Source organism: Variovorax sp. BGA-UO-ETr-C22, assembly GCF_059567965.1.
The window spans coordinates 3,234,226-3,248,032 of record NZ_JCAQPA010000011.1 but is presented as its reverse complement, the minus strand read 5'-3'; the positions used below and the strand labels follow the sequence as shown (position 1 = coordinate 3,248,032).

The window sequence follows — 13,807 nt, the reverse complement described above, 5'->3', positions numbered from 1 at the left end:
AATCCGGCGTGACCGAGCAGCCCGCGAAAGAACAAGGAGACCGAATGCCCAGCTATTCCATCGACGGCGTGATTCCTGTCGTCGACCCGAGCGCCTACGTGCATCCCACGGCCGTGCTGATCGGCGACGTGATCGTCGGCCCGCACTGCTACGTCGGCCCTTGCGCCAGCCTGCGCGGCGACTTCGGCCGCATCGTGCTGCAGGAAGGCTCCAACGTGCAGGACCACTGCTGCATCCACGGCTTTCCCGACAACGACACGGTGGTGGAGGTCAACGGCCACATCGGCCACGGTGCGATCCTGCACAGCTGCATCGTGCGGCGCGATGCGCTGGTGGGCATGAACGCGGTGGTGATGGACGAGGCCGAGGTGGGCGAGAAAGCCATCGTCGCGGCCTGCGCCTTCGTGCCCGCCGGCATGAAGGTGCCCGCGCGTTCGCTCGCGGCGGGCATCCCGGCCAAGGTGCGACGCGAACTCAGCGACGAAGAGATCGCCTGGAAGCTCGAAGGCACGCAGACCTACCAGGCACTGACGGTGCGCAGCCTGGCCAGCCTGCACGAGGTGGCGCCGCTCGCCGAGGTGGAAAAAGACCGCCCGCGCCTGCCCGCCACCGACGTGAAATCCCTGATCGCCACCCGCCGCGGATAGCCCTGCGGCTTCATGCAAGATCGCGACTGCTGCAACCCAGCAACCGACAGACAACCCAGGAAGAAGACCCGATGCCGCGTGGAAGATCCGCCACCTACGACGACCAGCGCGAACTGATCCTCGCGCAGGCCGCCCAGCTGTTCGCCCGCCGCGGCTACCCCGCGACCTCGATGAACCAGGTCGCCGAGGCCTGCAACCTCTCGAAGGCCACGCTCTACCACTACTACAAGGACAAGAGCAGCCTGCTCATCAGCATCGCCGAGACGCACGTCTCGAAGCTGGCGGCGCTGGTGGCCGAGGAAGAGGCCCAGCCGTCCACCGACGAGGAGCGCCTGCGCCGCTTCATCTACCGCATCGTCGAGGAGTACGCCGGCGCGCAGGACGCGCACCGCGTGCTGACCGACGACGTGCGCTTTCTCGAGGACGAAGACCGCGAGCGCGTGCTCGACCAGGAGCGCGCCGTGGTCGCCGGCTTTGCGCGCGCCGTGTCGGCGCTGCGCCCCGGCGCGCCGAGCGACGAGCTCGCCAAGCCGCTGACCATGCTGCTGTTCGGCATGATCAACTGGATGTTCACCTGGATGAAGCCCGGCGGCCGGCTCGACCACGCGGCCATCGCGCCGATCGTGGCCGACCTGTTCCTGGGCGGGGTGGGGGCGGTGAAGATGCCGCCCGCCGTGGCACAGGAAGAAAACAGCGCTAAAGAATCCGGTTGAACCAGAGCAGCGACAGCCCCGCCGACAGCAGCGTGAGCACCGCGGCGCCCAGCGCGAACAGCGCCGAGATCTCGGTTTCCTTCTTCTCGACGGTGAGCTTGGAGCTCAGCGTTTCGTAGACCTTCTTCAGGTCGCTCGCGGTGCCGGCGTAAAAGTACTCGGCGCTGGTCTTGTTGGCGATGGCCTTGAGCGTTTCTTCGTCCAGCCGCACGCGCATCGACCAGCCTTCGAAACCGATGGTCTCGCCATCGACCGTGCCCACGCCCACCGTGTAGATGCGCACGCCGCGGTCGGCCGCGGCCTTGGCGGCGTCCAGCGGGTCGACGCCGGTGGTGCGCTGGCCGTCGGTCAGCATGATGATCGCGGCCGAGGTGAACGAGCCGGGCGCCACGGGCGTGAACTCCTTGAGCTGTTTCTCGTTCTGGTCGATCGGGATGCCGCGCTGGCGGCTGGGGGCGCTGAACTGCGAGATGTCGATGCCCGCGTCGGGAAACAGCGTGGCCAGCGACACCACGATGGCATTGCCCGTGGCCGTGGCGCGCTGCAGCTGGAAGCTGTCGATGGCCGTCACGAGGTCGTCGTGGTTGGTGGTGGGCAGCTGCGCCACCTGTGCGCTGCCCGCGAAGGCGACGATGCCCACCTTCACGTGGCGCGGCAGGTCCTTGATGAAGCTCTTGGCCGCCTCCTGCGCCGCCACCAGCCGGTTGGGCTGCACGTCGGCCGCACGCATGCTGCCCGACACGTCCATCGCCAGGATGATGGTCTGCTGGTTCGACGGCAGCACCACCACGGCCATCGGCCGCGCCGCCGCCACGAGCATCGCGGTGATGGCCACCAGGAACAGCAGCGGCGGAATGTGGCGCCGCAGGCTCTGGCCCGGGCCCATCGCCTCGCGCACGATCGACAGGCTGGCGTAGCGCACCGCCATCTTCTTCTTGCGGCGGATCAGCCAGACATACAGGAGCACCAGCAGCGGCAAGGCCGCCAGCAGCCAGAGGAATTGAGGCCAGAGGAATGTCATGCCGCCACCACCGCCTTCCCGCCACCCGCTGCGACGCCGCGGACCCGGCGCTTGCGCAGGTCCGCGAATCGCACGATGGCTTCGACCAGATCGTCGTTGGTCGAGAGTTCGAGGGCGTCGACGCCGGCCCGGGCCAGCGACTCGCGCAGGGTGGTCTCGCGTTCGGCGGCCAGCCGCGCGAAGCGTTTGCGGAACCCCGCGTCATGGGTGTCGACCCACAGCTGCTCGCCGGTCTCGGCGTCGCGCAGCGGCACCAGGCCGAGGTCGGGCAGATCGAGCTCGAGCGGATCGAACAGGCGCACGGCAATCACTTCGTGCCGCTGCACCAGCTGGCCCAGCGGGCGTTCCCAGCCGGGCTCGCTGAGAAAGTCGGACACCACGAACACGGTGGAGCGGCGCGGCATGAGCGCGGCGGCGGAGGTCAGCAGGTCGGCCAGGCGCGTCATGCCCTTCTGCGCGGGCGCGGCCTCGGCCTGGTTCGCGCGCTTTTCCATCGCGTGCAGCAGGTGCAGCACATGGCGGCGGCCGGTGCGCGGCGGAATCACGGCCTCGAGGTCGCGGCCGTAGACCAGCGCGCCGACCCGGTTGCCGTGCCGCGTGAGCAGCCGCGCGAGCACGCCGACGAAGCCGGCCGAGATCTCGCGCTTGGCCTTCAGGCCGGAGCCGAAATCGACCGAGCGGCTCAGGTCGAGCACGAACCACGCGGCCATCTCGCGGTCTTCGGTGAACACGCGCACGTGCGGCGTCTGCAGCCGCGCGGTGACGTTCCAGTCGATGTGGCGCACGTCGTCGTGGTGCTGGTACTCGCGCAGGTCGGCCAGGTCCAGGCCGGTGCCGCGCATCAGCGTGCGGTAGTCGCCCTGCAGCAGGCCGTCGAGGCGGCGGATCACGGTCCATTCGAGCCGGCGCAGCGCGCGTTCGGCCCCGCCGGCTTCGATCGCGAGCCGGTCATCGTTCGCGGCCTCGGGGGCCTTACGCCACCAGCTTTTCATGTTCGAGGGGCTTGGGAGGAGCGGGGACGGCCTTCATGATCTTCTCGATCAGCCCGTCGGGCGTGAGCCCTTCGGACAGGCCTTCGTAGGAGAGCGTCACGCGGTGGCGCAGCACGTCGGGCACCAGCGCGCTCATGTCTTCGGGCAGCGCGTAGCTGCGACCGCGCAGCAGCGCCAGGGCGCGCGCGCCTTCGGTCAGGCTGATGCTGGCGCGCGGGCTGGCGCCGAAGGTGATGAAGCGGCGCAAGTCCTTCAGGCCGTGCTTCTCGGGCGTGCGCGTGGCCGACACGAGCTTCACGGCGTACTGGATCAGCGAGGGGTCGACGTACACGCGCCGCGCCTCGGCCTGCAGCTCGGCCAGCTGTTCGGTGGTGGCGACCGGCGTGGCCGTGACCACCGGGCCGATCACGCGCTGCACGATCACGAACTCTTCCTCGTCGCTCGGGTAGTCGACCATCACCTTCATCATGAAGCGGTCGACCTGCGCCTCGGGCAGCGGGTAGGTGCCCTCGGTCTCGATCGGGTTCTGCGTCGCCATCACGAGAAAGGGGCGCGGCACCTTGTGCGTCTCGCCGGCGATGGTGACCTGGCGCTCCTGCATCACTTCGAGCAGCGCGCTCTGCACCTTGGCCGGCGCGCGGTTGATTTCGTCGGCCAAAAGCAGGTTGGCGAACACCGGCCCCAGCGAGGTGCTGAACTCGCCCGTCTTCTGGTTGTAGATGCGCGTGCCCACGAGGTCGGCCGGCACCAGGTCGGGCGTGAACTGGATGCGCTTGAACTGGCCGCGCACGGTGTCGGCCAGCGTCTTGATGGTGAGCGTCTTGGCCAGCCCCGGCACGCCTTCGACCAGCAGGTGGCCGCCTGCGAGCATCGCGACCATCACGCGCTCGAGAAAGCGGTCCTGCCCCACGACCACGCGCTTCACCTCGTAGAGGATCTGCTCCATCAGCTCGGCGGTGGCAGGGGCTGTTGCAAAGGTCGACGAGGTCGGGTTTTCTGTGCTCATGCGAAGGGCTTTCGAAGAAATCAGAAGGGCGGCGAGCCGGCCGCCGAAGCGGCGTTCTCGATCGGCACCGCGAAGCCGATGCCGATGAAGGTGCGCTGCTGCGTCGGGTTGAGGATGGCGGTGACGATGCCCAGCACCTCGCCGTCCATGTTGATGAGCGGCCCGCCCGAGTTGCCGGGGTTGGCGGCGGCGTCGAACTGGATCAGGTTACCCAGCTCCTGCTTGCCCTCGGGCGAACGGAAGGAGCGCTTCAGGCCCGACACCACGCCGGCCGACACCGAGGGCCCGATGCCGAACGGAAAGCCCACGGCCGCCACCTGGTCGCCGGAGCGCAGGTCGGCGGTGGAGCGCATCACGGCGGGGATCAGGTCGTCCGGGATCTTCTGCGCCTGCAGCACGGCCAGGTCGTTCTCGGGCTGCACGCCGGTGATGACGGCGATGGCCTCCAGGCCGTCGGCGAAGGTGACCTTGATCTTCTCGGCGCCGGCGACCACGTGCAGGTTGGTGAGGATGACGCCCTTGTCGACGATCACCACGCCCGTGCCCACGCCGCGTTCGACCTCGCCCGGCGTGCCGCCGTCGGCAGGCGCTTCGGGCGGCTTGCCCTTGGCCATGTTGCGGCCGCGCTTCTGGGTCTTGGCTTCGGGCGTGGCCTTCTCGGGGCCGTAGCCGACCACGCGCACCACCGAGGGCCGCACGATGTCGGCGGCCTTGGCCGCGGGCGAGGGCAGGGTGGTGGTCTGCAGCGTGCGCAGCACGGCGGCGTCGATGTCTTTCTGCGTGAGCGCCTTGGCGCCCTGGCGCGGCGCCCAGAAGGCGCCGCCGGCGGCGATGGCGATGCAGCTGACGGTGAGCAGCGCGAAGGCGCGGCGCCCCGGCTGCCAGCGTGCGCGAGGCGGGGGGGCTTGCACGGCGTCGGCCTCGGCCACAGCCGCGGCATCCGCCGGCGACCCGGCCGCCGGTGCTGCGGCCGGCGGCAGCGTGCGGGGCGAGCGGCTGTAGAAAGCGGGCCTGCGCATCGGAGCACCTCCGGCAAAAAAGGACGCGTGAAGGAGTTCACAGTAGCACGCTTTCCGCGCCTGTGCATCCCTTCGGGCATCATCGCGCGATGGCTGCGTTTGTCGATACCCACTGTCACCTCGATGCGCCCGAATTCGGTGCCGAGATGCCCGTCATCCGCGCCCGCGCGGCGGCGCAGGGCGTGGTGCTGTGCGTCATTCCGGCGGTGGCGGCCTTCAACTTCGCCACCGTGCGCGAGCTGGCCCACGCGCAGGGCGACGCCTACGCGCTGGGCATCCACCCGCTGTGCACGGGGCAGGCGAGCGATGCCGACCTGCAGACGCTCGACGACGAGCTGCACGCGCGGCGCGACGATCCGCGTCTGGTGGCGGTCGGCGAGATCGGGCTCGACTACTTCGTGGAAGGCCTGGACGCCGATAGACAGGAACGCTTCTTTCACACTCAGTTGCAACTGGCGCGCAAGCACGGGCTGCCCGTGCTCATCCATGTGCGGCGCTCGGTCGACAAGGTGCTCAAGCACCTGCGCCGGACCGCGGGCGGGCGGCCCTGGCACGGCATCGCCCACGCGTTCAACGGCAGCGAGCAGCAGGCGCAGGCCTGCATCGAGATCGGCCTGAAGCTGGGCTTCGGCGGCGCCGTGACCTTCGAGCGCGCGCTGCAGCTGCGCCGCCTCGCGGCCACCTTGCCGATGGACGCGCTGGTGATGGAAACCGACGCGCCCGATATCCAGCCGCACTGGCTGTACCGCACGCAGGCGCAGCGCGACGCGGGCCAGGCGCAGGGCCGCAACGAGCCCGGCGAGCTGCCGCGCATCGCCGAAGTGGTCGCGCAGCTGCGGGGCATCGACATCGCGTCGCTGGCCGAAAACACCACGCGCAATGCGGTGGCCGCCCTGCCGAAGCTCCAAAGTCTGCTGAACGTGTCGGAGGGGCGTCCGCCCGCCGCGTAGGCCAAGTTCCCGAGTTGCGCCAGCGCAGGCCATCGGGCCGTTTTTGCTGTCATCCTTGAAGTTCGAAGTGGCGTTGGTTGTCCAGTGGCACTGTCGTCACTCCGCACTTCACTCAAAAAAGGAGTCTTTCATGACCACATCTTTTGTTCGTACCCTGCCCGTCGCGCTCGCACTGGCGCTGGCCTCCATCGGTGTGTCGGCCATCGCGCAGACCACCGCGGCCGAGCCCACGACCACCGAGAAGGTGAAGGAAGCCGGCAAGGACGCCGTCGATGCGACCGCACGCGGCACCGAAAAGGCCTGGGACGCCACCAAGAGCACGACCAAGAAGGCCGTGAACGCGACCGAGAGCGGCGCCGAAAAGGCCTGGGATGCCACCAAGAGCGGCACCAAGAAGGCAGCCAACGCCACCGAGCGCGGCACCAAGAAGGCCTGGAACGCGACCAAGAACACCACCAAGAAGGCCACCACCGCCACCAAGAAGGCGGCCGTGAAGACCGGCGACGCCGTGGAAACGGCCGGCCACAAGACGGCCGACGGCATGCGCAGCGCCGGCAAGGCGATCGGCGAGAAGGTGCCGGGCACGGCCGAGAACGAAGCGGCCAAGAAGCCGTAACTTCCATGCGCCGGGCTTCGGTCCGTGCTTGACGAAAGAACCCGCTTCGGCGGGTTTTTTCATGGGCGTTCAGGCACGCCGTGCGGCAATGCCAAGATACCGCCCATGAAATCGACCGCCGTCCCGTCCCCGACCGTTGCCGACAGCGTCGGCATGGTGCTGACCGGCCTTGCGCCCATCGTCTCGCCGAACACCCGTGTGCTCATCCTCGGCAGCTTCCCGGGCGTCAAGTCGCTCGAGCGGCAGCAGTACTATGCGCATCCCCAAAATCAGTTCTGGAAGATCTTGCAAGCCCTCTGGCCCGACCCCCTGCTTCCGACGGGCGCAGACAGCTACCGCGCGCGCTGCGACTGGCTGCTCGATCGCGGCCTCGGCGTGTGGGACGTGTACGGCGCCTGCGAGCGCGAGGGCAGCCTTGACGCGGCGATCCGCTCGCCGGTCGTGAACGACATCGCCGGCCTGCAACTGCCGAAGCTCGCCGCCATCGCCCACAACGGCGGCGAGAGCTTCAAGCACGCACGCCACACGCGCACCCTCGGGGTGCCGGTGTATTCGCTGCCCTCCACCAGCCCCGCCAACGCGTCGTGGTCCTTCGAGCGCAAGCTCGCGGCCTGGCGCGAGGTCTTCGTTGCCCACCACCTTCTCTGATGGCTTCTTCCGCTTCTTCCAAGAAAACCCTCGTCCTGCCCGAAGTCAATTTTTCCGACTGGGGCGACATCCGCTACCTGCACCTGGGCACCGAATGGGTCCAGGGCTCGATGAAGCTCGACGCCCCCTTCGAGATCGAGCTCGAGTACGTGCAGCGCATGATGGCTTGGCTGCTGTTCGTCGACAGCAAGGGCGTGGGCAACCGCCACGCGATGCAGCTGGGCCTGGGCGCGGCCACGCTCACCAAGTTCAGCCGCAAGACGCTGCGCATGCGCACCACCGCGGTCGAGCTGAACCCGCAGGTGGTGTCGGCCTGCCGCGGCTGGTTCAAGCTGCCGGCCGACGACCTGAAGCTGCGCGTGGTGATCGCCGACGCGGCCGAGGAAATCCGCAAGCCCGAATGGCAGGGCACGGTCGACGCGCTGCAGGTCGACCTGTACGACCACGAGGCCGCCGCGCCGGTGCTCGACAGCGAAGACTTCTATGCCGACTGCCGCGCGCTGCTCACCGAAGACGGCTGCATGACGGTCAACCTGTTCGGCCGCTCGTCGAGCTACGAGCGCAGCCTCGAGAAAATCGCCGCCGCTTTCGGCGCCGACGCGGTCTGGGCCTTCAAGCCGACGCGCGAAGGCAACACGGTGGTGCTGGCCCAGCGCACGGCGTCGCGCCCGAAGCGCGAGGTGCTTGCCGAGCGCGCCCAAACCATCCAGACTCGCTGGGGCCTGCCCGCGCCGAAATGGCTGCGGGTGTTCAAGCCGATGACGCTTTCCCTCACCACCTGATCACCTGACCTCCGGTTCATGAGCGCTGTACCCGCCGCCGCTTCCGCCTCTGCTGCCCGCCACGAAGGTCCGCTCGACCTGCGTCGCCTGATCGAATGGCTCGCCACCGACGGCGTGATCTCGCCGATGGAGGCCAAGCGCACCATCGCGCGCTGCGCCCAGGCCGAGAGCCGACAGGCGCCGCTGGTGCGCCTGGCCAACGTGGCCATGACGCGCGAGGCCGACGGCAAGCCGCTCGACCTCGAAGCCCTCACGCAATGGCTGGCCGGCCGCGCCGGCCTGGCCTACCTGCGCATCGATCCGCTCAAGGTCGACGTGGGCAAGGTGGCCGACACCATGAGCGCCGGGTATGCCGAGCGCCACAAGGTGCTGCCCGTGCAGGTGCTGCCGAACGAGGTGGTGGTGGCCACGGCCGAACCGTTCCTCATCGACTGGATCGCCGAGGTCGAGCGCCAGTCCAAGCGCACCGTGCGCCGCGTGGTGGCCAACCCGTCGGACATCCAGCGCTACACGGCCGAGTTCTTCGCGCTCGCCAAGTCGGTGCGTGCCGCGCAGAAGGCCGGCGGCAACACCGGCGGCGCGAGCTTCGAGCAGCTGGTCGAACTCGGCAAGAGCAACAAGCAGCTCGACGCCAATGACCAGAGCGTGGTGCAGGTGGTCGACTGGCTGTGGCAGTACGCCTTCGACCAGCGCGCCAGCGACATCCACCTGGAGCCGCGCCGCGAGCAGGGCGTGATCCGCTTTCGCATCGACGGCATCCTGCACCCGGCCTACCAGATGCCCATGGGCGTGATGAACGCGATGGTCGCGCGCATCAAGCTGCTGGGCCGCATGGACGTGGTCGAGAAGCGCCGCCCGCTCGACGGCCGCATCAAGACCCGCAACATGCGCGGCGACGAAATCGAAATGCGTCTGTCTACCTTGCCGACCGCCTTCGGCGAAAAGATGGTGATGCGCATCTTCGACCCCGACACCGCGGTGAAGGACCTCGACGCGCTGGGCTTCGCGCAGCACGACGCGCAGCGCTGGGAACAGCTGGTCACGCGGCCCAACGGCATCATCCTGGTGACCGGGCCCACGGGTTCGGGCAAGACCACCACGCTGTACTCCACGCTCAAGCGCGTGGCGACCGAAGAGGTCAACGTGAGCACGGTCGAAGACCCGATCGAAATGATCGAGCCCTCGTTCAACCAGACGCAGGTGCAGCCGCAGCTCGACTTCGGCTTCACCGAGGGCCTGCGCGCGCTGATGCGGCAGGACCCGGACATCATCATGGTCGGCGAAATCCGCGACCTCGCCACCGCCGAGATGGCGGTGCAGGCCGCGCTCACCGGCCACCTCGTGTTCAGCACGCTGCACACCAACGACGCGCCCAGCGCCATCACGCGGATGATGGAACTGGGCGTGCCCTCGTACCTCATCACCGCCGTGATGCTGGGCGTGCTCGCGCAGCGCCTCGTGCGCACGCTGTGCCCGCATTGCAAGCAGCCCGACGATGCGGTCACGCGCGAGAGCCTCGAGGCCATCGTCAAGCCGTGGCAGATCACCGGCCCCGTGCGCGCCTACAAGCCGGTGGGCTGCGTCGATTGCCGCATGACCGGCTACATGGGCCGCATGGGCCTGTACGAACTGCTGAGCGTGACCGAGCCGTTCAAGGACCAGGTCACCAAGGAACCCAACCTCACGGGCCTGCGGCGCCAGGCCGTGATCGACGGCATGCGGCCGCTGCGCCTGGCCGGCGCGCTGCGCGTGGCCGAGGGCGTGACGACCATCGAAGAAGTGCTCAGCGCAACGCCTCCTCTCGAGTAGGAACAGGTGCCTCGGGTCCGACGAGGCATGAGTCATTTCGGGTTATCCCTAGTCCTTCGGTTAGTGGAATCCACATCGGCCTGACCGGAGGCTGACTCGACAATCCCGCATCGAAATTGTTCGAGGAGACTGTTCGTGAAAATCAAAAGTCAGAAAGACTTTTTCTCGGGACTGATGTTCACCGTCGTGGGCGTGGCGTTCGCATGGGGCGCCACCACCTACAGCGTGGGCAGCGGCGCCCGCATGGGTCCGGGTTACTTCCCGCTCATGCTGGGCATCCTGATGGCGCTGATCGGCCTGGGCATCATGTTCAGCGGGCTCACCGTTGAAACGACCGATGGCGAAAAGATCGGCAAGTGGGCCTGGAAGCAGGTCGTGTACATCCTGGGCGCCAACCTGGCCTTCGGCATCCTGCTGGGTGGCCTGCCGAGCTTCGGCATCCCGGCCATGGGCATGATCATCGCGATCTACGCGCTCGTGATCATCGCGAGCCTTGCCGGCCACGAGTTCAAGCTGCCGACCGTGCTGATCCTGGCCACCATCTTGGCCGTTGGCAGCTATGTGGCCTTCATCTGGGCGCTCAAGCTGCAGATCCAGGTCTGGCCGACCTTCATCACCGGTTGAGACGAAGAAAGCTGCTCACACCATGGAACTGTTTGAACACCTCTCGCTGGGTTTTGGCGTTGCCTTCACCTTCACGAACCTGCTGTACTGCCTCGTCGGCTGTATCCTGGGCACGCTGATCGGCGTGCTGCCGGGCATCGGCCCGGTCGCGACCATCGCGATGCTGCTGCCCGCCACGTACGCGCTGCCGCCCGTGTCGGCGCTGATCATGCTGGCCGGTATTTATTACGGCGCACAGTACGGTGGCTCGACCACCGCGATTCTGGTGAACCTGCCGGGCGAATCGTCGTCGGTGGTGACCGTGATCGACGGCTACCAGATGGCACGCAAGGGCCGCGCAGGTCCGGCGCTCGCTGCGGCCGGCCTGGGCTCGTTCTTCGCAGGTTGCGTCGGCACGCTCATTCTTGCCGCCTTCGCTCCGCCGCTGACCGAGCTGGCCTTCAAGTTCGGCCCTGCCGAATACTTCTCGCTGATGATCCTGGGCCTGATCGGCGCCGTGGTGCTGGCGTCGGGTTCGCTGCTCAAGGCGATCGCGATGATCGTGCTGGGCCTGCTGCTGGGTCTGGTCGGTACCGATGTGAACTCGGGTGTCGCGCGCTTCAGCTTCGACGTGCCTGAACTCACCGACGGCATCGGCTTCGTGGCCATCGCCATGGGCGTGTTCGGTTACGGCGAAATCATCGCCAACCTGTCGCGTCCGGACGAAGAGCGCGAAGTGTTCACCGCTAAGGTCTCGGGCCTGTTCCCGACCAAGGAAGACTTCAAGCGCATGCTGCCCGCCGTGCTGCGCGGCACCGCGCTGGGTTCGTCGCTGGGCATCCTGCCGGGTGGCGGTGCGCTGCTGTCGGCTTTCGCGGCCTACACCATCGAGAAGAAGACCAAGCTGCATCCGGGCGAAGTGCCCTTCGGCAAGGGCAACATCCGCGGCGTGGCCGCGCCTGAAGCCGCCAACAACGCCGGCGCGCAGACCTCCTTCATTCCGCTCCTGACGCTGGGCATTCCGCCCAACGCCGTGATGGCGCTGATGGTCGGTGCGATGACGATCCACAACATCCAGCCGGGTCCGCAGGTCATGACCAGCAACCCCGAGCTGTTCTGGGGCCTGATCGCCTCGATGTGGCTCGGCAATGCGATGCTGGTGATCCTGAACCTGCCGCTGATCGGCATGTGGATCAAGCTGCTGTCGGTGCCCTACAAGTTCCTGTTCCCGGCGATCGTGCTGTTCTGCGCGATCGGCGTGTACTCGACCAACAACAACACCTGGGACATCTGGATGGTGGGCGTGTTCGGCTTCATCGGCTACGCCTTCTTCAAGCTCGGTTGCGAACCCGCACCCTTGCTGCTGGGCTTCATCCTGGGCCCGATGATGGAAGAGAACCTGCGCCGTTCGCTGCTGCTGTCGCGCGGCGACTGGAGCGTGTTCGTCACGCGCCCGATCTCGGCCGGCCTGCTGATCGCCGCGGCGCTGCTGCTGATCATCGTGCTGCTGCCCGCGGTGAAATCGAAGCGCGAAGAGGCCTTCGTCGAAGACTGATCGACGGGCTTTCTCTGAACGCACAAACGGCGCCCTCGGGCGCCGTTTTTCTTTGGGGGGATGCCGTCGTCCCTATCTGCCCAGCGCGCTGAGCACCGCCACGGTCATCGCGTGCACGCCGGTCTTGATCGACGGCTCGGGCACCGGCGCGAAGAAGGGCGAATGGTTGCGGGCCAGCGGCTTGCCGCCGGGTTGGGCGGAGGCCGCGATGTCCCGCGCATCGAGCACGCCGACAGTGAAGTACATCGACGGCACGCCGGCGTTGATGAAGGCCGAGAAGTCTTCGCTGCCCGTCGATGGCACCGTGGATTGAACGACCTGCGCCGCGCCCAGCGCCTGCTTGAGCGCGGCGGCCGCGCGGGTCACGACCGCTTCGTCGTTGACCAGCGCTTCTCCGCCCGGCACCAGCTTGACCACGGGTTCGGGCGCGCCGCTCGTCGCAGCGGCGGCCATGGCCATGCGGCGCACGCCGGCCAGCAGCTGCTCGCGCACCTGCGGCTTGTACGAGCGGATGGTGCCGCGCAGCGTGACCGTGTCGGGAATGATGTTGCCGGCAGTGCCGCCCTGGATGGCACCGATGGTCACGACGCCGAATTCGGCCGGGTCTTTCTCGCGGCTCACCACGGCCTGCACGTCGGTCACGAAGCGCGCGGCGATCACGATCGGGTCGATGGTGGTGTGCGGCCGCGAGCCGTGGCCACCGCGTCCCTTGAACACGATTTCCAGTGCGTCGGAGTTGGAACTGCTGATGCCGATGCCATAGCCGATGGCGCCATGCGGCGTGGGCGCCGTGTGCAGCGCGAACGCGGCGTCGGGCTTGGGAAAGCGCGTGAACAGGCCGTCCGCGAGCATCGCCTTGGCGCCCGAGACGGTTTCTTCGGCGGGCTGGCCGATGAACATCAGCGTGCCTTTCCATTGGTCCTTGAGCGCGACCAGCGTGTGTGCGGTGCCGAGCCAGCTGGCCATGTGGATGTCGTGGCCGCAGCTGTGGGCCACGAAGCTGTCGCGCCCGCCCCAGTCGGTGCGGGCCTGGCTGGCGTAGGGCAGGCCGGTCTTCTCTTCCATCGGCAGGCCGTCCATGTCGGTGCGCACCATCACGACCGGCCCGGGGCCGTTGCGGTACAGCGCCACGACGCCGGTGCCGCCGACCTTCTCGGTCACCTCGAAGCCGATGGCGCGCATCTCGGCGGCGAGCAGGGCGGCGGTGCGCGTTTCCTTGAAAGCAAGCTCGGGGTGGGCGTGCAGGTCCTTGTAGAGGGCGTCGAGCCGGGGGTACATCGCATCGACGAGCGGCGGGATCGCCGACGCCTGCGGCGATGCGGCGGGCTGGGTCTGTGCGCCTGCGCCTGCGCCGAGGCTGAAGGCGAGGAGGGCGGCGGCCAGTGAACGAAGGGCGAAGGTGTGTGCGTGGGTCGGCATGGAATGAATGCAGGGGCGCATGAAGAT

At 68.0% G+C, this 13,807-nt stretch carries 14 protein-coding genes; 9 read left to right on the top strand and 5 right to left on the bottom strand.

The genetic code is table 11. The annotated features are described in order from the left end of the window. Positions 1-44 precede the first annotated feature (44 nt). A complete protein-coding gene (locus tag AC57B8_RS35520) occupies positions 45-647 on the top strand; it encodes a phenylacetic acid degradation protein PaaY (protein WP_159278218.1) in 603 nt (200 codons plus the stop codon). A 71-nt stretch (positions 648-718) separates the two neighbouring features. Then, on the top strand, positions 719-1,360 hold the full coding sequence (locus tag AC57B8_RS35515) for a TetR/AcrR family transcriptional regulator (protein ID WP_095949406.1): 642 nt from the start codon (positions 719-721) through the stop codon (positions 1,358-1,360). On the opposite strand, the gene AC57B8_RS35510 is transcribed toward AC57B8_RS35515, so the two are convergent. Genes AC57B8_RS35510 through AC57B8_RS35495 form a run of 4 tightly spaced genes read right to left on the bottom strand, consistent with a single transcriptional unit; the run spans position 1,344 to position 5,398 of the window. Further along, positions 1,344-2,381 carry a VWA domain-containing protein gene (locus tag AC57B8_RS35510; RefSeq protein ID WP_062478619.1) on the bottom strand — a complete coding sequence of 346 codons (1,038 nt, stop codon included), beginning with the start codon at positions 2,379-2,381 and terminating at the stop codon, positions 1,344-1,346. The two genes, AC57B8_RS35515 and AC57B8_RS35510, sit on opposite strands and share 17 nt — an antisense overlap. Next, on the bottom strand, positions 2,378-3,373 hold the full coding sequence (locus tag AC57B8_RS35505; RefSeq protein WP_496482204.1) for a DUF58 domain-containing protein: 996 nt from the start codon (positions 3,371-3,373) through the stop codon (positions 2,378-2,380). The genes AC57B8_RS35510 and AC57B8_RS35505 overlap by 4 nt, the downstream gene beginning before the upstream one ends. Then, positions 3,354-4,379 carry an AAA family ATPase gene (locus AC57B8_RS35500; RefSeq protein WP_095949404.1) on the bottom strand — a complete coding sequence of 342 codons (1,026 nt, stop codon included), beginning with the start codon at positions 4,377-4,379 and terminating at the stop codon, positions 3,354-3,356. Before AC57B8_RS35500 ends, AC57B8_RS35505 begins: the two co-directional genes overlap by 20 nt. Before the next feature lie 20 nt (positions 4,380-4,399). After that, positions 4,400-5,398, bottom strand: coding sequence for a S1C family serine protease (locus AC57B8_RS35495; protein WP_496482203.1), 999 nt, complete (start codon positions 5,396-5,398; stop codon positions 4,400-4,402). Positions 5,399-5,487: 89 nt separating this feature from the next. On the opposite strand from AC57B8_RS35495, the gene AC57B8_RS35490 reads away from it, so the two are divergent. From AC57B8_RS35490 to AC57B8_RS35460, 7 genes are all read left to right on the top strand, one after another. Beyond that, a complete protein-coding gene (locus AC57B8_RS35490) occupies positions 5,488-6,348 on the top strand; it encodes a TatD family hydrolase (protein ID WP_496482202.1) in 861 nt (286 codons plus the stop codon). A 130-nt stretch (positions 6,349-6,478) separates the two neighbouring features. Further along, positions 6,479-6,964, top strand: a complete 486-nt coding sequence (locus AC57B8_RS35485; RefSeq protein ID WP_062479399.1) for a hypothetical protein — start codon at positions 6,479-6,481, stop codon at positions 6,962-6,964. Positions 6,965-7,069: 105 nt separating this feature from the next. Beyond that, on the top strand, positions 7,070-7,612 hold the full coding sequence (locus AC57B8_RS35480) for a DNA-deoxyinosine glycosylase (RefSeq protein ID WP_496482201.1): 543 nt from the start codon (positions 7,070-7,072) through the stop codon (positions 7,610-7,612). Then, positions 7,612-8,394, top strand: coding sequence for a class I SAM-dependent methyltransferase (locus tag AC57B8_RS35475; RefSeq protein ID WP_095743886.1), 783 nt, complete (start codon positions 7,612-7,614; stop codon positions 8,392-8,394). Before AC57B8_RS35480 ends, AC57B8_RS35475 begins: the two co-directional genes overlap by 1 nt. Positions 8,395-8,412: 18 nt before the next feature. After that, positions 8,413-10,203: a type IV pilus assembly ATPase TfpB gene (gene tfpB, locus AC57B8_RS35470; protein ID WP_496482200.1), complete on the top strand. Its 1,791-nt coding sequence runs from the start codon at positions 8,413-8,415 to the stop codon at positions 10,201-10,203. 135 nt (positions 10,204-10,338) lie between these two features. Then, complete coding sequence (locus AC57B8_RS35465) at positions 10,339-10,827, top strand: tripartite tricarboxylate transporter TctB family protein (protein ID WP_095743888.1); 489 nt, start codon at positions 10,339-10,341, stop codon at positions 10,825-10,827. Positions 10,828-10,849: 22 nt separating this feature from the next. Then, positions 10,850-12,361: a tripartite tricarboxylate transporter permease gene (locus AC57B8_RS35460; RefSeq protein WP_095743889.1), complete on the top strand. Its 1,512-nt coding sequence runs from the start codon at positions 10,850-10,852 to the stop codon at positions 12,359-12,361. Positions 12,362-12,433: 72 nt separating this feature from the next. Here AC57B8_RS35460 and AC57B8_RS35455 read toward each other — a convergent pair whose 3' ends face one another. After that, positions 12,434-13,780: an amidohydrolase gene (locus tag AC57B8_RS35455; RefSeq protein ID WP_496482199.1), complete on the bottom strand. Its 1,347-nt coding sequence runs from the start codon at positions 13,778-13,780 to the stop codon at positions 12,434-12,436. Positions 13,781-13,807: the final 27 nt, after the last annotated feature.

Bases quoted from the DNA above. Each gene is read 5' to 3' on its own strand.
- AC57B8_RS35520 (WP_159278218.1), top strand. From the start codon at position 45: ATGCCCAGCTATTCCATCGACGGCGTGATTCCTGTCGTCGACCCGAGC.
- AC57B8_RS35515 (WP_095949406.1), top strand. From the start codon at position 719: ATGCCGCGTGGAAGATCCGCCACCTACGACGACCAGCGCGAACTGATC.
- AC57B8_RS35510 (WP_062478619.1), bottom strand. From the start codon at position 2,381: ATGACATTCCTCTGGCCTCAATTCCTCTGGCTGCTGGCGGCCTTGCCG.
- AC57B8_RS35505 (WP_496482204.1), bottom strand. From the start codon at position 3,373: ATGAAAAGCTGGTGGCGTAAGGCCCCCGAGGCCGCGAACGATGACCGG.
- AC57B8_RS35500 (WP_095949404.1), bottom strand. From the start codon at position 4,379: ATGAGCACAGAAAACCCGACCTCGTCGACCTTTGCAACAGCCCCTGCC.
- AC57B8_RS35495 (WP_496482203.1), bottom strand. From the start codon at position 5,398: ATGCGCAGGCCCGCTTTCTACAGCCGCTCGCCCCGCACGCTGCCGCCG.
- AC57B8_RS35490 (WP_496482202.1), top strand. From the start codon at position 5,488: ATGGCTGCGTTTGTCGATACCCACTGTCACCTCGATGCGCCCGAATTC.
- AC57B8_RS35485 (WP_062479399.1), top strand. From the start codon at position 6,479: ATGACCACATCTTTTGTTCGTACCCTGCCCGTCGCGCTCGCACTGGCG.
- AC57B8_RS35480 (WP_496482201.1), top strand. From the start codon at position 7,070: ATGAAATCGACCGCCGTCCCGTCCCCGACCGTTGCCGACAGCGTCGGC.
- AC57B8_RS35475 (WP_095743886.1), top strand. From the start codon at position 7,612: ATGGCTTCTTCCGCTTCTTCCAAGAAAACCCTCGTCCTGCCCGAAGTC.
- tfpB (WP_496482200.1), top strand. From the start codon at position 8,413: ATGAGCGCTGTACCCGCCGCCGCTTCCGCCTCTGCTGCCCGCCACGAA.
- AC57B8_RS35460 (WP_095743889.1), top strand. From the start codon at position 10,850: ATGGAACTGTTTGAACACCTCTCGCTGGGTTTTGGCGTTGCCTTCACC.
- AC57B8_RS35455 (WP_496482199.1), bottom strand. From the start codon at position 13,780: ATGCCGACCCACGCACACACCTTCGCCCTTCGTTCACTGGCCGCCGCC.